This is a genomic window from Streptomyces sp. bgisy100 (assembly GCF_057709105.1).
The window spans coordinates 38,522-58,207 of sequence record NZ_JBYITE010000008.1; the positions used below are offsets into that span (position 1 = coordinate 38,522).

The following is a 19,686-nucleotide window of genomic DNA, read 5'->3' on the forward strand; positions in this document are numbered from 1 at the left end:
GGTTCCGGCTCACCCCTCTCTTCGCAGTGTCGCCCCCAGCTCGCGCACGAGGTCGAGCTTGGTGGGCCTGGGCGGGCCGGGGAGGACGTCGTACCGGGCCGCGGCAAGGGCCCGCAGCGCGGCGCGGCCGCCGGCCAGGAATCCGGCGAGCAGCAGCCTGAGCCGGCCGCGGACGCTGCCGACCAGCGGGGTGCCTTCGTCCAGCAGCTCCCGGGCGCGGGCCGCCTCGAAGGCGATCAGTTCGCGCACCGCGGTGCTCGCGTGGGCGGCGCCGAGGTCGGCCTCGGTGACGCCGAAGCGCTTCATGGCGTCGGCGGGCAGGTAGATGCGGTCGCGGCCGAGGTCCTCGGCGACGTCCTGGAGGTGTTCGACGATCTGCAGTCCGGTGCAGACCGCGTCCGAACGGCGCACCCGCTCGGGGGTGGTGGAGCCGGTGACGGCGAGGACGAGCCGGCCGACGGGGTTCGCGGACAGCTCGCAGTACCCGAGGAGGTCGTCGTGGGTGGCGTAGCGGCGGATCCGCTGGTCCTGCCGGTTCGCCTCCAGGAGGCCGCGGAACGGGTCGGGGGTGAGGCCGCAGCGCTCCACGGTCGGCCGGAGCGCGGCCAGCAGCGGGTGGCGCGGCTCCCCGCCGGCGGCGAAGACGCGGTTCAGGTCGGCTTCGAGGGCGTCCAGCAGGGCGAGGCGGTCGTCGGCGCGGGCGCGGCCGAGGCCGAGCAGGACCGCGTCCGTGCCGCCGGGGGCGAGGTCGCCGTCGCCGATGTCGTCGACGAGCCGGGCGTAGCCGTAGACGGCCATCAGGTCGCTGCGCCAGGCGCGGGGCAGGAACCGGGGCGCCACGGGGAAGTTCTCCCGGCGCGCCTTGTCGAGGACCGCGCGGGTGTGCTCGGCCGTGCCCGCCGTCATCGCCGCCCGCCGGGCGCCGTGCCGTCGGGGAAGGACGTGCAGTCGGAGGAGGCCGTGCCGCCCGGGAGGGGCGCCGGGGGACGGTGCGTGCCGGAGGCCGGGGCGGTGGTGCCGCCCGTACCGGCGGCGGTGGTGGCGCCCGTACCGGGGGCGGTGGCGGCGCCCGTGCCGGATGCCAGGGGTGAACCCGGGCGGGGGACGGCGCACGTACCCCGGAGCCGGAGAGTACCCGTAGCCATAGCCGTCACATCTCCCGTTCTACACTGCCGACCCAGAACATCCTATTTCGGACACGCCGCCCGCCCGCCTGCGACGATGCACACCACCCAACAACGACACCCCGGGCGTTACGCCCGACTTGCCGCAATTGCGCACCGGCACAGCTTACGCCGTACAGCAGTCCGTCGAACGGAGGGGGTCACTCCGGTGCCGCCGCAGGAGCGGTCCCGGACCGGTACCGGGCGTGCGGAGGCCCCCGCCAGTCGGTCGTGCTCCGGCAGGGGCCTTCACCACGGGCAGAGCGTCGGACGGGCTACTTCCCCGTCTCCTTCTCGTAGGCCTTGATGACCTCGTCGGTCGGGCCGTCCATGACCAGCTCGCCCTTCTCCAGCCACAGCACGCGGTCGCAGGTGTCCCGGATCGACTTGTTGTTGTGGCTGACCAGGAAGACCGTGCCGGCTTCCTTGCGCAGCTCCCGGATGCGGGCCTCGGAGCGCTTCTGGAACTTCCGGTCGCCGGTGGCCAGCGCCTCGTCGATCATCAGCACGTCGTGGTCCTTGGCCGCCGCGATCGAGAACCGCAGCCGGGCCGCCATGCCGGAGGAGTACGTGCGCATCGGCAGGGTGATGAAGTCGCCCTTCTCGTTGATCCCGGAGAAGTCGACGATGCCCTGGTACCGCTCGCGGATCTGCTCCCGGGTCATGCCCATGGCCAGGCCGCCGAGGATGACGTTCCGCTCACCGGTCAGGTCGTTCATCAGCGCCGCGTTCACGCCCAGCAGCGAGGGCTGGCCGTCGGTGTAGACCTTGCCGCTCTCCGGCGGCAGCAGGCCCGCGACGGCCCGCAGCAGGGTCGACTTCCCGGAGCCGTTCGACCCGATCAGACCGATCGCCTCGCCCCGGTACGCGGTGAAGGTCACCCCGCGCACCGCGTGCACCTTGCGGACGCCCGGCGACTCGCCGCCCCGCTTCACGATGCGGCTCAGCGCCGCGGTGGCGCTGCCCTTGCCCGTCCGGGCGCCGTTGACGCGGTAGACGATGTGCAGCTCGTCCGCGATGACGGTGGGGATCCGTGCCCCCGTCTCCTGCTCAGCCACGGCCGTACCGCTCCTCCGCCTTCCAGAAGTACACAAAGCCGCCGACGGCGACGAGCACGGCCCAGCCGAGCCCGAGGGCCCAGACGTGCGGCGGCAGGTTCTTTCCGCTGTAGCCGTCGATCAGTGCGAAGCGGATGAGGTCCATGTAGACGGCTGCCGGGTTCCACTGCAGGACGTCGGCGATCCAGGCGGGCTTGCCCTCCAGCACCAGCGGGATCGAGAACATCACGCCCGAGGCGTACATCCACGTCCGCATGACGAACGGCATCAGCTGGGCCAGGTCGGGGGTCTTGGCCCCCATCCGGGCCATGATCAGCGCGAGCCCCATGTTGAAGAGGAACTGCAGCGCCAGGGCCGGGACGATCAGCAGCCACGCCATGGAGGGGTAGCTGCCGAAGGCGACCGCCACGACGAAGAGGACGATCATCGAGAACAGCAGCTGCTGGAGCTGCTGCAGGGCGAACGAGATCGGCAGCGAGGCGCGCGGGAAGTGCAGCGCGCGGACCAGTCCGAGGTTGCCCGAGATCGCGCGGACACCGGCCATCACGGAGCTCTGGGTGAAGGTGAAGACGAAGACACCGGTGACCAGGAACGGGATGTAGACCTTGAGGTCCATGCCCCGGCCGGCCTCGAGGATCAGGCCGAAGATCAGGAAGTAGACGAGGGCGTTCAGCAGCGGAGTCGCCACCTGCCACAGCTGACCGAGCTTCGCCTGGCTGTACTGGGCCGTGAGCTTCGCCTGCGAGAAGGCCAGGATGAAGTGACGGCGCCCCCAGAGCTGGCCCACGTAGGCGCCGAGGCCCGGACGGGCACCGCTGACGGACAGCCCGTACTTGTCCGCCAGCTCCGCCGGGGACAGTCCCTCGTCAGGTGATGGCGGGGCGCTCACCGCGACCGCACCGTCATGCGTTGTCTCACTCACTAATGGAAACTTTCGTCTTCGAGATGCGCAGCCGGATCGGGCGTGGCACCGACGCCGGCGGCTGCCGGTCCCGGGGCACGCCCGATGCTCTCAGACCCGAGCTTGTCAGATCACGGGAGGTCGGCCCAGTCGGGTCAGACGCCACACCGTACGCCACCCCATGGGACGACGGGGGCCGCACGGAGTGGTCCAGCCCTCCTTGAAGCCGCCGAACCAGGCCCGCAGCGCGGGGCGGGAGGGCCGTCGCGCCAGGGTGAGCAGCAGCCAGACCCCGAGGTAGACGGGGACGAGCGGCGCGGGGAGGTTGCGGCGGGCCAGCCAGACCCGGTTGCGGGCGACCATCCGGTGGTAGACCGCGTGCCGGCTGGGGGCGGTGGTCGGGTGGAACAGCACCAGGTCGGAGCGGTAGTCGATCATCCAGCCCGCGTCGAGCGCCCGCCAGGCGAGGTCGGTCTCCTCATGGGCGTAGAAGAACTCGTCCGGCAGGCCGCCGACCTGCTGGAAGACGGTGGTGCGCACGGCGTTCGCACCGCCCAGGAAGGTGGTGACCCGGGAGGAGCGCATCGGGTCCGAGGCGCGCAGCCGCGGGACGTGCCGGCGCTGGGTCTCGCCGGTGTCCGGGTCCGCGATCCGGAAGCTGATGATGCCCAGCTCCGGGTCGGCGGCGAACGCCTCGCGGCAGAGCTCCGCGGTGTCCACACCCGGCAGCAGACCGTCGTCGTCCAGGAACAGCAGGATGTCGACGTCACCGCCGCCGGGGCCGAACGCCTCGATGCCGACGTTCCGGCCGGCCGGGATGCCCACGTTCTCCGGCAGCTCCACCGTCCGGACGCCGTCCGGGAGTTCGGGCAGCGGGGAACCGTTGCCGACGACGACCACCTCGACCCGGTCGCCGTTCTGCTTGGCGACCGAGTCGAGCAGGGCGCGCAGCTCCTCGGGGCGGTTGCCCATGGTGAGGACGACCGCTCCGACCTTCGCGGTCTGCGGGGAGCTCTCCCCCGGGTTCCGGTGCATCGGGGCCGCCTTCACTTGAGCCTGCTCGAGGCCAGGATCGACACGAGGTGCAGCACGGTCTGCAGCACCGCGATCGCGGCGAGCAGGACCACGGCGATCCGGGTGAACAGCAGGTCACCGTGGACGAAGTCCGCGATCCCCGCGACCAGGATCACCAGCGACGCCTCGACGCCGCCGACGAGCCGGTGGAACTTCAGCGCGGCCGCGGCCTTGCGGGCCAGGGCCAGGCCGGAGGAGCGCGGCACCGACGCCTCGTCCTTGACGGCCGGGAGGCCGCTGCGCGAACGGGCGACGTCGACCAGGTCCGTCTCCGCCTTGATCAGGATGGCGCCGAGCGCGGCGAGCGTGCCGAGGAACGCCCACAGCCACTCGGTGGCCGAACCGTCCCGGTGGAACAGGTCCGCGGCGCGCAGGCCGAAGCCGACCAGCAGCGCGGCCTCGCTCAGGTAGTGGCCCACCCGGTCGAGGTAGACCCCGGTGATCGAGGTCTGCTTGCGCCAGCGGGCCAGCTCTCCGTCCACGCAGTCGAGGAGCAGGTACACCTGGATCAGCAGTGCGCCGAGCACCGCCCCGGCCAGGCCGGGCACCAGCAGTGCCGCGCCCGCGGCCACACCGGCGACGATCATGAGGCCGGTGTACTGGTTGGGCGTGATCCGGGAGTTCACCAGGTGCCGGGTGCACCGCAGCGAGATCTCCCGCATGTAGATGCGCCCGGCCCAGTGCTCCCCGCTGCGCCGGTCCTTCAGCCCACCGGGGTGAACGACCGGACGGAGTTCAGCTAGTGACGGTTTTGGCATAGTCGGCGTATGCGTCCCTGATCTGGTCGGTGGACAGGTTCAGGTGCTCGAGGATCGTGTAGCGCCCGGGCCGGGTCTGCGGTGCGTACTCCACCACCTGGACGAACTCGTCCACGCTGAAGCCGATCTCCTCCGGCAGGACGGGCAGCCCGTGCCGGCGCAGGGCCTGCGCCATCAGACCGGACTCCTCCTGAGCGCCCCGCAGGTGCATGGCGAACGCGGCGGCGAGGCCGCACTGCTCGCCGTGGCTGGCGGCGCGCTTGGGGAAGAGCAGGTCGAAACCGTGGTTGATCTCGTGGCAGGCACCGGACGCCGGGCGGCTGTCGCCCGCCACGGACATCGAGATACCGGTGAGCACCAGACCCTCGGCCAGCACCTGGAGGAAGCCGTCGTCGCCGACGCCGCCCGGGTGCCGGAGCACGGCCTCGCCCGCCTGGCGCGCCATGGCGGCGGCCAGTCCGTCGATCTGCTCGCCGGTCTCGCGGTGGGCGAGCTCCCAGTCCGCCACGGCGGAGATGTTCGAGAGCGCGTCACCGATGCCGGAGCGGACGAAGCGGACCGGGGCCTCGCGGATCACATCGAGGTCGATGACGACCGCGATCGGGTTCGGCACACCGTACGAGCCGCGGCCCGCGTCGTTGTCCAGCGTCGCCACGGGCGAGCACAGGCCGTCGTGCGACAGGTTCGTCGCCACGGCGACCAGCGGCAGGCCGATGCGCGCGGCGGCGAACTTCGCACAGTCGATGATCTTGCCGCCGCCCAGGCCCACGACCGCGTCGTAGTGCCCGGACTTCATCTCATCGGCGAGCTTGATCGCGTCGTCGAGGGTGCCGCCGCCGACCTCGTACCAGGTCGCGCCGGGCAGCGCCGGGGTGAGCCGCTCGCGCAGCACCGCCCCGGAGCCGCCGCTGATGGCGATGGCCAGCTTCCCCGAGGAGGAGATGCGCTGGTCGGCGAGGACGCCCGCCAGATCGTCCAGTGCCCCGGCCCGGATGTCGACGACGAGCGGCGACGGGATGAGTCGGGTCAGTACTGGCACGCGATCTCACGGCCCTTCGCCAGGTCGTCATGGTTGTCGATCTCGACCCACTTGAGGTCGCCGATCGGCGCGATGTCGATCTTGAAGCCGCGGTTGACGAGCTCCTGGTAGCCGTCCTCGTAGTAGAGGTCGGGGTCCCGCTCGAAGGTGGTCTTCAGGGCGTCGCCGAGCTCCTCGGCGGCCTCGCCCTCGATGAGGGTGACACCGATGTACTCGCCGGTGGCCTCGGCGGGGTCCATCAGCTTGGTGATGCGCTGGACGCCCTTCTCCGGGTCCACGATGACCTTCATCTCCTCGTCGGCGAGCTGCTTCACCGTGTCGAGGGCGAGGATGATCTTCTGGCCCTTGCCGCGCTCGGCGAGCAGGGTCTTCTCGACGGAGACCGGGTGCACGGTGTCGCCGTTGGCGAGGATCACGCTGTGCTTGATCGCGTCACGGGCGCACCACAGGGAGTAGGCGTTGTTCCACTCCTCGGCCTTGTCGTTGTCGATCAGCGTGAGCTTGAGGCCGTACTTCTGCTCCAGGGCCTCCTTGCGCTCGTACACGGCCTCCTTGCGGTAGCCGACGACGATGGCGACCTCGGTCAGGCCCACCTCGGCGAAGTTGCCGAGAGTGAGGTCGAGGACGGTGGTGTCGCCGTCGACCGGCACCAGTGCCTTGGGCAGGGTGTCGGTGTAGGGGCGCAGACGCCGTCCGGCGCCGGCTGCCAGCACGAGGCCGATCATGCGGGTTCTCCTGATTCGTCGTGTACAGCGGGTGCCCCGGAGGACACCCAGAAACGGATGCTCTCGATGAGCACCGCCAGCGCCAGGGCCACTGCAAGGGCCGTCAGCGCGATGGTGAAACCTGTGTGGTGCAGCAGGACGGCGGCGATCGTAACCACCAGGACCCGCCCCTCGTGCCCGCCGATCGCCCGCACCAGCCAGTGCGGGGGCGCGCCGGTGCCGCCGCGGATGCGGTACACCGTGTCGTAGTGATGGTAGGCGACGGCGGCCACCAGCCCGAAAGCCGCAGGCAAGGCGCCCTGCTCCTCCGAACGGGCGGCAAGCATCAGGATGGCGGTGTATTCGGCGACCCGGAAGAGGGGCGGCACCAGCCAGTCGAGGGCGCCCTTGAGCGGCCGGGCCACGGCCCGGCCCGAGCAGAGCGCGTAGACGAGCGCGGCGAGCACGGTCGTCCAGTCACCGAAGGGGCGGAAGGCGAGTGTGGCCAGCAGGGCGGCCGTACCGACCGCGGCCCAGACGGGCGCGGCGAACGAGCCCACGCGTGCCGCGCCGCCCCGCTTCCCGGCGACCGCCTCGGCGATCGGACCGGAGTCGGCGAGTTCGGCCAGGGCCTGCGCGGCGCGGTCGGTCCGCTCGGCCCGGCGGGTCAGGGAGCGCAGCACCCGGCCCGCTGTGGTGTAGCAGGCGGCTATCGAGCAGCCGATGAGCAGCGCGAGGAAGACGATGCGCGGGGTGGTCAGCGCGGTGAGGACGGCGATCATCGCCCAGCGCTCGCCGATCGGGAGGACGATCATCCGGCGGAGCCAGACCGTCCAGCCGACGCTGTCGAGCCGGCTGGAGAGGGCTGCGGTGGGGCTGGTGTTCGCGGAGGCGTCGTGGTTCGCCTCGTTGAAGGAGAAGTCCACGATGTGCCGGCAGGACTGGAGCACCATCGCGCCGAGCGCGAGCGCCCAGACGTCGTCCCCGCCGCGCGCCGCGCCGAGGGCCAGCCCGGCGTAGTACGCGTACTCCTTGGCGCGGTCGAAGGTGGCGTCCAGCCAGGCGCCCATCGTGGAGTACTGCAGCGAGTAGCGGGCGAGCTGCCCGTCCGCGCAGTCGAGCACGAAGGAGGCGATGAGCAGCACACCCGCGGCGATGTAGCCGGGGCGGGTGCCGGTCGCCGCGCAGCCGGCCGCGATCAGCGCGGTGAGCAGCGAGGCGGTGGTGACCTGGTTGGGGGTGAGGCCGCGCCGGGCGCACCAGCGGGCCACGTACCGCGAGTACGGGCTGATGCAGTAGGTGGTGAAGAAGCCGTCGCGGGCCTTCACGGCGGTGCGCAGCCGCACCTGCTCGTCGTCGACCGCGTCCAGGGCGGCGCGGGTCTCGGCCAGCTCGGCGTCGTCGGCGGGCACCCGGGCCACGAGAACGCCCAGCTCGGGGCGGTGCACGGCGACGCCCGCGGCGTCCAGGGCGGCGGCGGTGCGCTCGGGCACGGCGCCGGGTCCGGCGGCCGGCTCCGCGGCGCCGGCGGTGTCCGCGCCCACGGTCGCGGGGGCGGCGGCCTCGGCGAGCGCGCGCAGCAGGGCCGGGCGGTCCTCCGGCTGGACGGTGACCGCGCCGGTCACCGCGGCGGCCGGGAAGCGGGGGTCGGTCAGCGCCATCCGCAGGGCGTGCCGGTGGGCGACCAGCCGGGAGTCCACCACGGCGACGCGCTCGGTGGCGGGCAGCGCGGCGGCCAGCGCCGCCAGGTCGTCACCGGCCGGGGCCGCGACCACGTCGAAGCCCAGCGACCGCAGGTCGCCCTCGAGCTGCGACCCGGCGACCGGCGGACCGGTGAGGATGGCGGTCGACAGACGAATTCACTCCTTGACTGCTGGCGTGGCCGCCGCGGAGCACCGGGGTGTCCGGACAGGCGGGTCGTGACACGCCCCGGCTCCGGTACGGGCGGGCGGCACGTCGGCAGAGGCTATCGGATCCTCGGAAGCGATCGTTCATCGCCCATTTACGCCCGCACAAGGCCGCAGAAGGGTTGGCGACGACCGATGAAGATCCGTCCGGAGCATCATGGTCGATCACGGCGCCCCACGACAAACGGCACCGGCGTTACGCTGCCGCGCATGACATGGCTGATCACCGGTGGAGCCGGTTACATCGGAGCACACGTGGCGCGCGCCATGACGGAGGCCGGTGAGAACGTCGTCGTCCTGGACGATCTCTCCTCGGGTCTCCCGGAGCGCCTGCCGGAGAGCGTCCCCCTGGTCCGCGGCAGCGTTCTGGACCGCGAACTGCTGGACCGGACCCTCGCCGGGCACCACGTCACCGGGGTGGTGCACCTCGCGGCCCGGAAGCAGGTCGGCGAGTCCGTCGAGCAGCCGCTGCGCTACTCCACGGAGAACGTGCACGGGCTGACGGTGCTGCTGGAGGCCGTGGTGGCGGCCGGGGTGAAGCGGTTCGCGTTCTCCTCCTCGGCCGCGGTGTACGGGATGCCGGATGTGGACCTCGTCACGGAGGACACCCCGTGCGTGCCGATCAACCCGTACGGCGAGACCAAGCTCACGGGTGAGTGGCTCGTGCGGGCCACCGGCCGGGCCCACGGCCTGGCCACCGTCTGTCTGCGCTACTTCAACGTGGCGGGCACGGCCCGTCCGGAGCTGTCGGACCTCGGCGTGTCCAACGTCATCCCGATGTTCTTCGACGCGCTGACCCGCGGCGAGGCCCCGCTGATCTTCGGCGGCGACTACCCGACCCCGGACGGCACCTGCATCCGCGACTACATCCATGTCGCCGACCTCGCCGACGCCCATCTGGTGGCCGCCCGCCGGCTGGCCGCACAGGAGGGGCCGGGCGACCTGACGGTCAACATCGGCACCGGCCACGGGGTATCCGTCCGCGAGCTGGCCGACCTGGTCGCGGAGGTCACCGGCCGTACGGAACCGGCCGCGCGGGTGGTGGAGCGCCGCGCGGGCGACCCGGCCCGGGTGGTCGCCGCCGCCGACCTGATCGCCAAGGAGCTCGGCTGGAGCGCCCGGCACGATGTGCGGGACATGGTCGAGTCGGCGTGGGAGGGCTGGTGCCTGCGGCACCCGGAGGCCCGCACCCGCTGACGGGGGCGCCGGACCGCTGGTGACGGGGGCGGAGGCGCCTGGCTGACGAGGTCGGGCCGGATCTCGCCGGCGGGCTCTCCCGCGCCGCTGACGGACCCGGGCCGCTCGTGACGGCCGCGTCGAGACCGCTCCCGTCCCGCTGCTCCCGTACCGCCCGTCCGATCGCTCGCCGCAGGCTCGCTCCCGCCGACGGCCTTCCCCCGCCGGCGGCGGCGACCCGCTTCCGACCCCCGGTGAGGGTCCCGGACTGCCCCCGGAAGGACGTTCCCGCAGGTCCTGCGCCGATGACATAACAGCAGGTCAGAGGCAATGACAACGGTGTTCAGTGCCGTGTTGCCGGGCACGGTGCACCAGTAGTTCACTGTGATCACGGCGGGCACTCGACCGGGCCACGCCGGCACCGCACACCACAGCGTCAGCGACCCTTGGAGGCAGCGGGTATGGGGGCAGGGCACGATCACGGACACACCCACGGGCCGCCGCCCGGCGCCACCGGCACCGCGGCCGCGGCATACCGCGGGAGGCTGCGCATCGCGCTGGGCCTGACCCTGACCGTGCTCCTGGCGGAGATCGCCGGCGCGGTCGTCACCGGCTCCCTGGCCCTGCTGGCCGACGCCGGGCACATGGCCACGGACGCCGTCGGGATCTCGATGGCGCTGCTCGCCATCCACTTCGCCAACCGGCCGCCGAGCGAACGCCGCACCTTCGGCTACGCCCGTGCGGAGGTGCTGGCGGCGGTCGCCAACTGCCTGCTGCTGTTCGGCGTGGGCGGCTACATCCTGTACGAGGCGGTCCGGCGGCTGATCACGCCCACCGAGGTCGAGGGCGGGCTGACCGTCGTCTTCGGTCTGGTGGGTCTGGTCGTGAACCTCATCTCGATGGCCGTCCTGCTGCGCGGCCAGCGGGAGAGCCTCAACGTCCGGGGGGCGTTCCTGGAGGTGGTGGCGGACGCCCTGGGGTCGTTCGCGGTCATCGTCTCGGCGGCGGTCGTCATGGCGACCGGCTGGCGCCAGGCCGACCCCGTCGCCTCGCTGCTCATCGGCCTCATGATCGTCCCCCGCACCTGGAAGCTGCTCCGCGAGGCGCTGGACGTGCTGCTGGAGGCGGCACCGAAGGACGTGGACATGGCGGCGGTCCGGCGGCACATCCTGGACCTCCCCGGGGTGGAGGGGCTGCACGACCTGCACGCCTGGACGATCACCTCCGGCCTGCCGGTGCTCTCCGCACATGTCGTGGTCAGCCAGGAGGCGCTCGACGCGGTCGGCCACGAGAAGCTGCTGCACGATCTCCGGAACTGTCTCGGGGAGCACTTCGACGTGGAGCACTGCACCTTCCAGCTGGAGCCCTCGGGACACGCCGTGCACGAGGCGCGGCTCTGCCACTGAGCCGGGGCCACTGAGCCGGGCCGCACCACCGAGTCGGCCCCGCCGGTGCGCCGGCCGCTGAGCCGGCCGCGTTCCTCAGTCGGCAACGCCCGTGAGCCGGCCGCGCCCCCGGAGCCCGCCGCTCCGCCGTGCCCGCCGCTCCGCCGTGCGCGACGCCCGGCGGGGCGCGCGGCGCCTCCCGGGCCACCGATCGCGCCGCGGATCGGGGAAACGCGAGGGCGGCGCTGGAGCCTTTCCCGGCCGGTACGGCAGACTTGGAGGTTCGCAGCCCAACCGAAGGATGGCCATGCCGACCACACCAGCCTCCGCGGCGGACGTCTCACCGAACGGCGTCGCAGAACCGATCATGCTCGAACTGGTCGACGAGAGCGGCACGACGATCGGCACCGCGGAGAAGCTCTCCGCGCACCTGCCGCCCGGCCGGCTGCACCGGGCCTTCTCGGTCTTCCTCTTCGACTCCTCCGGCCGGCTGCTGCTCCAGCAGCGGGCCGAGGGGAAGTACCACTCCCCCGGCGTCTGGTCCAACACCTGCTGCGGCCACCCGTACCCCGGGGAGGCGCCGTTCGCCGCCGCCGCCCGTCGCACGGCGGAGGAGCTGGGTGTCTCCCCGTCGCTGCTGTGCGAGGCCGGCACGGTCCGCTACAACCACCCGGACCCGGCGTCGGGGCTGGTGGAGCAGGAGTTCAACCACCTCTTCGTGGGGCTGGTCCAGGCGCCGCCGCAGCCCGACCCCGACGAGGTCGGCGGCACGGCCTTCGTGAGCGCGGAGGAGCTCGCGCGGCTGCACGCGGAGCGGCCGTTCTCCGCCTGGTTCATGACCGTGCTCGACGCGGCCCGTCCGGCGATCAGGGAGCTGACGGGGGCATCGGCCGGCTGGTGAGGCCGGAGAGCGGCTGGTGAGAAGCCGGAGCGCGCCGGAGAACGGCGGGTGAGAAGCCGGGGGCGCGGTGTGAAGCCGGAGGCCGGCTGGTGGAAGTCGGCGGGCGGCTGGTGGAACGGCGGGCGGCCGGCGAGCCCGTAGGTCACGACAGCGCGGGGCCCGGGCCCGCCAGCGGCAGCGCGGCCCACACCACCTTGCCGCCGCCCGCCGTGCGCTCCGCGTCGCAGACGCCGCCCGCCTCCGCGGTGATCACCTGGACGAGCAGCAGCCCCCGGCCGCCCGTTCCGCCCTGGTCGGCGTGGAGGGCCTTGGGCCGGTAGGGGTGGTCGTCCTCCACCGCCACCCGCACCCAGCCGGCGCCGACCGCGACCTCCACGCCCACCTCGGGGGAGAGCAGCGCGGCGTGCCGGACGGAGTTGGTGACCAGCTCGGAGACGATCAGCAGCAGGCCCTCGACGATGTCGTCCAGGGCCGGAACACGCTGGTCCTGGAGCAGATCGCGGACGGCGTGCCGGGCCTGCGGCACCGAGGAGTCCAGGGCGGGAACGGTGAAGCGCCAGATCCCCTCGTAGGGCGGCCGGCTCGGCGGCCCGTCCGTCACGGGGGTCGCGGTGGGCTGTCCCGGGTCGTGCGGAACGCTCCCGCGGAACTCCATGTCCGGCACCCACTCTCGACCCAGGCGACGATTCCGCAGCTCCGCCCACCGCTCCGGCGGGACCGGCCCGCCGCGACAGCGGTCGGTTCCGCCTCACGGGTCAAGTCTTGGTAATCCATTGGTCCGTACCGAAGTGCTGACAGGAAGTCGGCGGGTATCGACGGATACTGCGCGGCTGTGTGTGACGCTGCCGGATGGCTGACTGTTCCTGCCCGTCCGCTTCCGTTCCGTCGCCCCTCCGGAATCCGCTCGTCGGCCGAAGTGTGCGCAGAGGGGCCGGGCGGAAGCCGGGCCACCGAGCGCGGTGGTGTACTCCCGGTGGCGTACCCCCGGCGGCTGATCATCCGCTGAAGCGCTCCGGATAGCATCCGGCGCATGGAGCCCGGACTGCAGCTGGACGTCGCCGACGGTGTCGCGACCCTCGTCATAGACCACCCCGCCAAGCGGAACGCCATGACCACGGCCATGTGGCAGGAGCTGCCCCGGCTGCTGGCGCGGGTCGCGGACGACGGGGAGGTCCGCGCCCTGGTGCTGACCGGCGCCGGGGAGACCTTCTGCGCGGGCGCGGACATCGGCTCGCTGCGGCAGTCGGCGGGTGAGTCCCAGGGCCTCGCGGTGGCCGCCGAGGAGGCGCTCGCCGCCTTTCCGAAGCCGACCCTGGCGGCGATCCGGGGCTACTGCGTGGGTGGCGGCTGCCAGCTCGCCGCCGCCTGCGATCTGCGGTTCGCGGCCGAGGGCTCGTCCTTCGGCGTCACCCCGGCCAAACTCGGCATCGTCTACCCGGCCTCCGCCACGCGCCGGCTGACCGCCCTGGTCGGCCCCGCCACCGCCAAGTACCTGCTCTTCTCGGCGGAGTTGATCGACGGCGAGCGGGCGCTGCGGACCGGGCTGGTGGACGAACTGCTGCCGGCGGACGCCCTGGACCGGCGGGTCGCGGAGTTCACCCGGGTCCTCACCTCCCGGTCGCTGCTCACCCAGGCCGCGGCGAAGGAGTTCGCGAACGGGCCCGCGGACGCCGGGCGGGTGGCCCACTGGGCGGAGCAGGCGCGCGGCAGCGGCGACGCCGCGGAGGGCGTCGCCGCCTTCCTGGAACGGCGTGCACCGCGCTTCACCTGGACGGGCTGAGGACGTTCGGGCGGGGCCGCCCCGGCAGGCCGGGCCCAGCCGCGCCCGCCCGGCTCCCGGTCGCTGAATCAGGCCCGTTGGCGGCTCCCCCCGGTCACTCCCCCTGGAGCTCGGTCACTCCCCCTGAAGGACGAAGCGGCTGCGGGCGCGCAGGGCCTCGACGACCTCCGGCGGCGCGGTGTCCGGCGAGCCGGCGGCGTAGGGCGGCTGCGGGTCGTACTCGTGCCCCAGCTGGATCGCCTGGGCCACGGTGTCCCCGGCGATCCGCCCGGCCAGTGCCAGCGCCATGTCGATCCCGGCGGAGACACCGGCCGCGGTGGCGTACTTACCGTCGAAGACGTACCGCTCCCGCACCGGTTCGACGCCCAGCGCGGGGAGTTGGTCCAGCGCGAGCCAGTGTGAGGTGGCGCGGCGGCCCGTGAGCAGGCCCGCGGCGGCCAGGATCAGCGAGCCGGTGCACACCGTTGCCGTCCAGGTGCTGCCTCGGTCCGCCGACCGCAGCCAGTCGTGCACCGGCCCGTCCTCCATCTGCGCGGTCTGCCCCGGGCCGCCCGGCACCACGATGACGTCCGGCGCGGGCAACTCGCCCAGCAGGGCGTCGGCGACGAGACCGAGGCTGCCCGATTCGTTGCGTACGGGCCCGGTGCGCTCGCCGACGAAGACGGGTTCGGCTCCGGGGAGGCGGCTCAGCACCTCGTACGGGCCGACGGCGTCGAGAGCGGTGAGCCGGTCGAAGAGCAGGATGGCGATCTGCATGGTCACTGTCCCTGTTCAGTAGGGGGCTTGGGGCCGGTAGTGGCCTTGGGGCCGGTCGAGGTCTTGAGGCCGGTAGTGGCCTTGGGGCCGGTCGAGGTCTTGAGGCCGGCGAAAGGAGTCATGGGGCCGGCCGGGAGCATCGGCCGGAAGCGGCGCCGGTATTCGGCCGGTGCGGTGCCGAGGGTGCGGACGAAGGCCCGGCGCATCGCCTCCGGGGTGCCGTAGCCGCAGGCGCGGGAGATCCCTTCGACGCCGTCCACCGAGTCCTCCAGCAGCCGCCGGGCGGTCTCCAGCCGCACCCGGTCCACGTACCGGCCGGGCGTGCAGCCGACTTCGGTCTGGAAGGCGCGGGCGAAGTGCCGGGGCGAGAGTCCGGCCCGCTCCGCCAGCCGCTCCACGGACAGGTCGGCGCCCGGGTTCTCGGCGATCCACTGCTGGACGTCCCGGAGGGGGCGGCGCTGGGCGGTCTGTGCGGCGAGCTGGCTGCTGAACTGGCTCTGGTTGCCCGGGCGGCGCAGGAAGACCACCAGGTGGCGGGCGACGGTCAGCGCCGCGTCCCGCCCGAGGTCCTCCTCGACCAGGGCCAGCGCGAGGTCGATACCCGAGGTGACGCCCGCCGAGGTGGCCACGTGGCCGTCGCGGACGTAGATCGGCTCCGGCTCGACGTCCACCGCGGGGAAGCGCCCGGCCAGTTGGTCGCACATCGTCCAGTGCGTCGTGGCGCGGTGCCCGTCCAGCAGGCCGGCCTCGGCGAGCAGAAAGGCGCCGGTGCAGACGGAGACCACCCGGCGGGCGCGCGGCGCCGTCTCCCGCAGCCAGGCGATCAGCCCGGGGCCGGGGCTGCGGGTGCCGTCGCCGCCGGGCACCACCAGGGTGTGCGGCGCCGCGGTCCCGGTGAGCGAGGTGTCCGGGGTGATCAGCAGGCCGCTGGAGGTGCGGACCGGGGCGCCGTCGAGGGAGGCGGTGCGGACCCGGTAGAAGTCCGGGTTCCGGGCGGCCTTCGAGGCGCCGGTGAACACCTCCAGCGGGCCCGTGACGTCGAGGCTCTGCACGCCTTCGAAGAGGACGAGGAGCACGGTGTGGGGTGCCATGACTCCATCCTGCGACCGCCCCCGCGCGTCGGCAACGACGAATTTCCCACCTTTTCTGCCATGGGGACCGCCTCTTCCGGCGCCACCTACCTGTGGGTAGCGTGCGGGCATGACGACGACTCTGCCGCCGCGCGCCGGCCGCCACTGTCACAACGCCCTCAACCCGCTGCACTCGGCCGTGTACTTCTCCCCCGAGCACAAGGAGGAGATGGCCGCCATCGGGCTGGACGACCCGTCGGCCGTCTATTTCGCGTCCCGGTCCGCGGCGCTGGGGCCGGTGGGCGCGTCCGTGGTGACCGCGACGTTCTACAACTTCCGGCACGAGATCATCGCTCAGCACCTGCCGCAGGTATGGGAGACCGTCTCGCCGGAGCAGGTCCTCGCGGCCCGGCTGCGCGCCGTCGACTCGATGCTGCGCCGGCTGCTGGGCGAGGACACCGTCGCCTCGCCCGAGATGGCGGAGGCCGCGGAGCTGGCGGTGCGCGCCACCGAGGGCTGCGTCCGTCCCGCCCGGCCGCTCTACGCGGCCCACGCCGACCTGCCCGTGCCCGAGGAGCCGCACCTGGCGCTCTGGCACGCGGCGACCCTGCTGCGCGAACACCGCGGCGACGGGCATGTGGCGCTGCTGGCGGCGGCCGGGCTGGACGCGCTGGAGGCGGTCGTCAGCCACGCCGCGAGCGGCCACAGCATGTCGCCCTCCTGGCTGATGTTCACCCGCGGCTGGACGAAGGAGGACTGGGCCGCCGCCGAGGAGCGGCTGCGGACGCGCGGACTGCTCGACGCGCAGGGCGGGTTGACCGAGGAGGGCACCGGTCTGCGCAAGCAACTGGAGCGGGACACCGACCGGCTGGACCTGGCGCCGTACGAGCACCTCGGCGCGGCCGGCGTCGCCCGGCTCACCGAACTCGCGGGCGGCCTGATCAGCGCCGCGCTCGCCGCCGGCGCCTTCCCGAAGGACCTCTTCGGCGAGGGCTGACCGCCCGCGGGCACGCGCCGGGGCCGAGGGGAACCGGAAGCGGAACCGGAGGGGTGGCGGATGTTTGCGGGCGCCGTGCAGGGCAACGCGCCGGGACACGACACCGACCGTGACGCACTCCTGGAGGAACCGTGTTCCGTGCCATCGCAGACGTACTCCGTGCCATCGGCAGCACCCTCGCCGCCGTGGTGACCCTGCCCTTCCGTGCCGTCGCCCGGCTCTTCGGCGGAGTGTCCGACTCCGCCCGGTCCCGCCGCGTCTGACGGGAGGCTCCGCCGGCCGACGGAGAGCAGGTCGGCGGAGGGCCGGCGCCGTCCGGCCGGAACGTCCGATCCCGTCCGGCGGGGCGGGCTCCCCGGGCACACCCCGGAGTCCCGCCGCGTCCCGGAGGCCGCTCACCGGCGTCACCTGCCACAATGCAGAGACCAGCGCAACGACAAGGCGGAACGGGATCGTGACGACGTCGATCGAGAGCAGGATCGCCGAGGAGCTCGGCGTACGGGAGCGACAGGTGAAGGCAGCCGTCGAGCTGCTCGACGGCGGGTCGACCGTCCCCTTCATCGCGCGCTACCGCAAGGAAGCGACCGAGATGCTGGACGACGCGCAGTTGCGCTCGCTGGAGGAGCGGCTGCGCTATCTGCGGGAGCTGGAGGAGCGCCGCACGGCGATCATCGAGTCGGTCCGCAGCCAGGGCAAGCTCGACGAGGCGCTGGAGGCGCAGATCCGGGCCGCGGACTCCAAGGCCCGCCTGGAGGACATCTACCTCCCCTACAAGCCCAAGCGCCGCACCAAGGCGCAGATCGCCCGGGAGGCGGGGCTCGAACCGCTGGCCGACGGCCTGCTGACGGACCCGTCCGTCGAACCGCAGGCGGCGGCAGCGGCGTTCGTGGACGCCGACAAGGGGGTTGCGGACGCCTCCGCGGCCCTGGACGGTGCCCGCGCCATCCTCACCGAGCGGTTCGGTGAGGACGCCGACCTCATCGGCGAGCTGCGGGAACGGATGTGGACGAAGGGGCGGGTGGCCGCCACGGTCCGCGAGGGCAAGGAGGAGGCGGGCGCCAAGTTCGCCGACTACTTCGACTTCGCCGAGCCGTTCACCCAGCTCCCCTCGCACCGGGTGCTGGCGATGTTCCGCGGCGAGAAGGAGGAGGTCCTCGACCTCGTCCTGGAGCCGGAGGAGCCCACCGAGCGCGCCGGCCCCACCTCGTACGAGCAGGCCATCGCGCACCGCTTCGGCATCGTGGACCGGGGGCGGCCGGCGGACGGCTGGCTCGCGGACACCGTCCGCTGGGCCTGGCGCACCCGCGTCCTGGTGCACCTGGGCATCGACCTGCGGCTGCGGCTGCGGCAGGCCGCCGAGGACGAGGCCGTCCGGGTCTTCGCGGCGAACCTGCGGGATCTGCTGCTGGCGGCACCCGCGGGCACCCGCGCGACGATGGGCCTGGACCCGGGCTTCCGCACCGGGGTGAAGGTGGCCGTGGTCGACGCGACCGGCAAGGTCGCCGCCACCGACACCATCTACCCGCACGTGCCGCAGCAGAAGTGGGACGAGTCCCTCGCCAAGCTGGCGCGGCTCGCCCGGGAGCACTCGGTGGAGCTGATCGCCATCGGCAACGGCACCGCCTCCCGCGAGACCGACAAGCTGGCGGCCGATCTCATCGCGCGGCAGCCGGAGTTGAAGCTCACCAAGGTGATGGTCTCGGAGGCCGGGGCGTCGGTGTACTCGGCGTCCGCGTTCGCCTCCCAGGAGCTGCCGGAGCTCGATGTGTCGCTGCGCGGCGCGGTGTCGATCGCCCGCCGGCTCCAGGACCCGCTGGCCGAACTGGTGAAGATCGACCCCAAGTCGATCGGTGTCGGCCAGTACCAGCACGATCTGTCCGAGGTGAAGCTCTCCCGCTCGCTGGACGCGGTGGTGGAGGACTGTGTGAACGGCGTCGGCGTCGACGTCAACACCGCGTCCGCACCGCTGCTCGGCCGGGTCTCGGGCATCGGCGCGGGCCTGGCGGAGAACATCGTGGCGCACCGCGACGCCAACGGCCCGTTCCGCACCCGCAAGGCGCTCAAGGACGTGTCGCGGCTGGGCCCGAAGGCGTACGAGCAGTGCGCCGGCTTCCTCCGCATCCCCGCCGGGGACGACCCGCTGGACGCCTCCAGCGTGCACCCCGAGGCGTACCCGGTGGTGCGGCGCATGGTGTCCTCCGCGGGTGCGGACGTCGCCTCGCTGATCGGCAACACGGCGGTGCTGCGCGGGCTGCGGCCCCAGGAGTTCGTGGACGACTCCTTCGGTCTGCCCACCGTCACCGACATCCTGAAGGAGCTGGAGAAGCCGGGGCGCGACCCGCGGCCCGCCTTCAAGACCGCGTCCTTCAAGGACGGCGTGGAGAAGCTCGGCGACCTCGCCGCCGGGATGATCCTGGAGGGCGTGGTCACCAATGTGGCGGCGTTCGGCGCGTTCGTGGACGTCGGCGTCCACCAGGACGGGCTGGTGCACGTCTCGGCGATGTCCACGTCGTTCGTGAACGACCCGCGGGACGTGGTCAAGCCCGGCGACATCGTGCGGGTGAAGGTCATGGACGTGGACATCCCGCGCAAGCGCATCTCGCTGACCCTGCGGCTGGACGACGAGGCCGCGTCCGGCGAGGGCGGTGGCGGCCGCTCGGGCGGCGCCCGGGGCGAGCGTGGCCGCGGTGGTCAGGGTCAGGGCCGCGGTGGTCAGGGTCAGGGCGGTCAGGGGCAGGGCGGTCAGGGTCAGGGCCGGGGCGGCGAGCGCGGCCGGGGCGGCCAGGGCCGCCGGGCTCCGCAGCAGCGTCAGGGGCGCGGCGGGAACGGCGGCCGGGACGCGGCCCCCGCCAACGGCGCCATGGCGGACGCGCTGCGACGGGCCGGGCTGCTGGACCCGAAGAAGCGCTGAACGGGTGAACGACGGGGACCGGCGGTGGTGTTCGGCCGCCGGTCCCCCTCCAGCAGCCCTGGCCGCGTCGGCTCCTGCTCCGGCTCCTGACGGAACGCCGGAATGG

At 73.0% G+C, this 19,686-nt stretch carries 17 protein-coding genes and 1 pseudogene; 7 read left to right on the forward strand and 11 right to left on the reverse strand.

The window, feature by feature from the left end; all coding sequences use genetic code 11:
• Positions 1-9 precede the first annotated feature (9 nt).
• The 8 genes from hpnC to AC3EQ1_RS07790 form a co-directional block, all read right to left on the reverse strand.
• Entirely contained in the window at positions 10-906 is an 897-nt protein-coding gene (gene hpnC / locus AC3EQ1_RS07755; RefSeq protein ID WP_432093548.1) for a squalene synthase HpnC, read from the reverse strand.
• A 532-nt stretch (positions 907-1,438) separates the two neighbouring features.
• Positions 1,439-2,221, reverse strand: coding sequence for an ABC transporter ATP-binding protein (locus AC3EQ1_RS07760; RefSeq protein WP_388846471.1), 783 nt, complete (start codon positions 2,219-2,221; stop codon positions 1,439-1,441).
• Positions 2,214-3,143 carry an ABC transporter permease gene (locus AC3EQ1_RS07765; protein WP_432093549.1) on the reverse strand — a complete coding sequence of 310 codons (930 nt, stop codon included), beginning with the start codon at positions 3,141-3,143 and terminating at the stop codon, positions 2,214-2,216. Before AC3EQ1_RS07765 ends, AC3EQ1_RS07760 begins: the two co-directional genes overlap by 8 nt.
• A gap of 105 nt (positions 3,144-3,248) precedes the next feature.
• Complete coding sequence (locus tag AC3EQ1_RS07770) at positions 3,249-4,157, reverse strand: glycosyltransferase family 2 protein (RefSeq protein ID WP_432093550.1); 909 nt, start codon at positions 4,155-4,157, stop codon at positions 3,249-3,251.
• A gap of 11 nt (positions 4,158-4,168) precedes the next feature.
• Positions 4,169-4,954, reverse strand: coding sequence for a CDP-alcohol phosphatidyltransferase family protein (locus tag AC3EQ1_RS07775; protein ID WP_432093551.1), 786 nt, complete (start codon positions 4,952-4,954; stop codon positions 4,169-4,171).
• Complete coding sequence (locus AC3EQ1_RS07780) at positions 4,932-5,993, reverse strand: iron-containing alcohol dehydrogenase family protein (protein ID WP_432093552.1); 1,062 nt, start codon at positions 5,991-5,993, stop codon at positions 4,932-4,934. The genes AC3EQ1_RS07775 and AC3EQ1_RS07780 overlap by 23 nt, the downstream gene beginning before the upstream one ends.
• Positions 5,981-6,718 carry a phosphocholine cytidylyltransferase family protein gene (locus tag AC3EQ1_RS07785; protein WP_351514288.1) on the reverse strand — a complete coding sequence of 246 codons (738 nt, stop codon included), beginning with the start codon at positions 6,716-6,718 and terminating at the stop codon, positions 5,981-5,983. Before AC3EQ1_RS07785 ends, AC3EQ1_RS07780 begins: the two co-directional genes overlap by 13 nt.
• Entirely contained in the window at positions 6,715-8,550 is a 1,836-nt protein-coding gene (locus tag AC3EQ1_RS07790) for a DUF5941 domain-containing protein (RefSeq protein WP_432093657.1), read from the reverse strand. The genes AC3EQ1_RS07785 and AC3EQ1_RS07790 overlap by 4 nt, the downstream gene beginning before the upstream one ends.
• Before the next feature lie 264 nt (positions 8,551-8,814).
• On the opposite strand from AC3EQ1_RS07790, the gene galE reads away from it, so the two are divergent.
• The 3 genes from galE to idi all read left to right on the forward strand — a co-directional run bounded on the left by galE (position 8,815) and on the right by idi (position 12,066).
• Complete coding sequence (galE, locus tag AC3EQ1_RS07795; RefSeq protein WP_432093553.1) at positions 8,815-9,801, forward strand: UDP-glucose 4-epimerase GalE; 987 nt, start codon at positions 8,815-8,817, stop codon at positions 9,799-9,801.
• A 440-nt stretch (positions 9,802-10,241) separates the two neighbouring features.
• A complete protein-coding gene (locus AC3EQ1_RS07800; protein ID WP_432093554.1) occupies positions 10,242-11,186 on the forward strand; it encodes a cation diffusion facilitator family transporter in 945 nt (314 codons plus the stop codon).
• A 286-nt stretch (positions 11,187-11,472) separates the two neighbouring features.
• Positions 11,473-12,066, forward strand: coding sequence for an isopentenyl-diphosphate Delta-isomerase (gene idi / locus AC3EQ1_RS07805; RefSeq protein WP_432093555.1), 594 nt, complete (start codon positions 11,473-11,475; stop codon positions 12,064-12,066).
• A 142-nt stretch (positions 12,067-12,208) separates the two neighbouring features.
• On the opposite strand, the gene AC3EQ1_RS07810 is transcribed toward idi, so the two are convergent.
• On the reverse strand, positions 12,209-12,721 hold the full coding sequence (locus tag AC3EQ1_RS07810; protein WP_432093556.1) for an ATP-binding protein: 513 nt from the start codon (positions 12,719-12,721) through the stop codon (positions 12,209-12,211).
• Between the two features lie 375 nt (positions 12,722-13,096).
• On the opposite strand from AC3EQ1_RS07810, the gene AC3EQ1_RS07815 reads away from it, so the two are divergent.
• Complete coding sequence (locus AC3EQ1_RS07815) at positions 13,097-13,846, forward strand: enoyl-CoA hydratase/isomerase family protein (RefSeq protein ID WP_432093557.1); 750 nt, start codon at positions 13,097-13,099, stop codon at positions 13,844-13,846.
• Between the two features lie 114 nt (positions 13,847-13,960).
• Here AC3EQ1_RS07815 and AC3EQ1_RS07820 read toward each other — a convergent pair whose 3' ends face one another.
• Positions 13,961-14,602 carry a DJ-1/PfpI family protein gene (locus AC3EQ1_RS07820; RefSeq protein WP_432093558.1) on the reverse strand — a complete coding sequence of 214 codons (642 nt, stop codon included), beginning with the start codon at positions 14,600-14,602 and terminating at the stop codon, positions 13,961-13,963.
• A 134-nt stretch (positions 14,603-14,736) separates the two neighbouring features.
• Positions 14,737-15,693 (reverse strand): annotated as a pseudogene (locus AC3EQ1_RS07825) (GlxA family transcriptional regulator); the annotation flags it as partial.
• A gap of 109 nt (positions 15,694-15,802) precedes the next feature.
• Between AC3EQ1_RS07825 and AC3EQ1_RS07830 the strand changes: the two are divergent.
• From AC3EQ1_RS07830 to AC3EQ1_RS07840, 3 genes are all read left to right on the forward strand, one after another.
• Positions 15,803-16,669: an SCO6745 family protein gene (locus AC3EQ1_RS07830; RefSeq protein WP_432093559.1), complete on the forward strand. Its 867-nt coding sequence runs from the start codon at positions 15,803-15,805 to the stop codon at positions 16,667-16,669.
• Positions 16,670-16,800: 131 nt separating this feature from the next.
• Positions 16,801-16,932, forward strand: a complete 132-nt coding sequence (locus AC3EQ1_RS07835) for an LPFR motif small protein (protein ID WP_351514305.1) — start codon at positions 16,801-16,803, stop codon at positions 16,930-16,932.
• Between the two features lie 191 nt (positions 16,933-17,123).
• Positions 17,124-19,580 carry a Tex family protein gene (locus AC3EQ1_RS07840; protein ID WP_432093560.1) on the forward strand — a complete coding sequence of 819 codons (2,457 nt, stop codon included), beginning with the start codon at positions 17,124-17,126 and terminating at the stop codon, positions 19,578-19,580.
• The last annotated feature ends 106 nt before the right edge of the window (positions 19,581-19,686 follow it).

What these genes read in the sequence shown, in the direction of transcription:
- hpnC (WP_432093548.1), bottom strand. Translation starts at nt 906, where the DNA reads ATGACGGCGGGCACGGCCGAGCACACCCGCGCGGTCCTCGACAAGGCG.
- AC3EQ1_RS07770 (WP_432093550.1), bottom strand. Translation starts at nt 4,157, where the DNA reads ATGCACCGGAACCCGGGGGAGAGCTCCCCGCAGACCGCGAAGGTCGGA.
- AC3EQ1_RS07775 (WP_432093551.1), bottom strand. Translation starts at nt 4,954, where the DNA reads ATGCCAAAACCGTCACTAGCTGAACTCCGTCCGGTCGTTCACCCCGGT.
- AC3EQ1_RS07785 (WP_351514288.1), bottom strand. Translation starts at nt 6,718, where the DNA reads ATGATCGGCCTCGTGCTGGCAGCCGGCGCCGGACGGCGTCTGCGCCCC.
- galE (WP_432093553.1), top strand. Translation starts at nt 8,815, where the DNA reads ATGACATGGCTGATCACCGGTGGAGCCGGTTACATCGGAGCACACGTG.
- AC3EQ1_RS07800 (WP_432093554.1), top strand. Translation starts at nt 10,242, where the DNA reads ATGGGGGCAGGGCACGATCACGGACACACCCACGGGCCGCCGCCCGGC.
- idi (WP_432093555.1), top strand. Translation starts at nt 11,473, where the DNA reads ATGCCGACCACACCAGCCTCCGCGGCGGACGTCTCACCGAACGGCGTC.
- AC3EQ1_RS07810 (WP_432093556.1), bottom strand. Translation starts at nt 12,721, where the DNA reads ATGGAGTTCCGCGGGAGCGTTCCGCACGACCCGGGACAGCCCACCGCG.
- AC3EQ1_RS07815 (WP_432093557.1), top strand. Translation starts at nt 13,097, where the DNA reads ATGGAGCCCGGACTGCAGCTGGACGTCGCCGACGGTGTCGCGACCCTC.
- AC3EQ1_RS07820 (WP_432093558.1), bottom strand. Translation starts at nt 14,602, where the DNA reads ATGCAGATCGCCATCCTGCTCTTCGACCGGCTCACCGCTCTCGACGCC.
- AC3EQ1_RS07830 (WP_432093559.1), top strand. Translation starts at nt 15,803, where the DNA reads ATGACGACGACTCTGCCGCCGCGCGCCGGCCGCCACTGTCACAACGCC.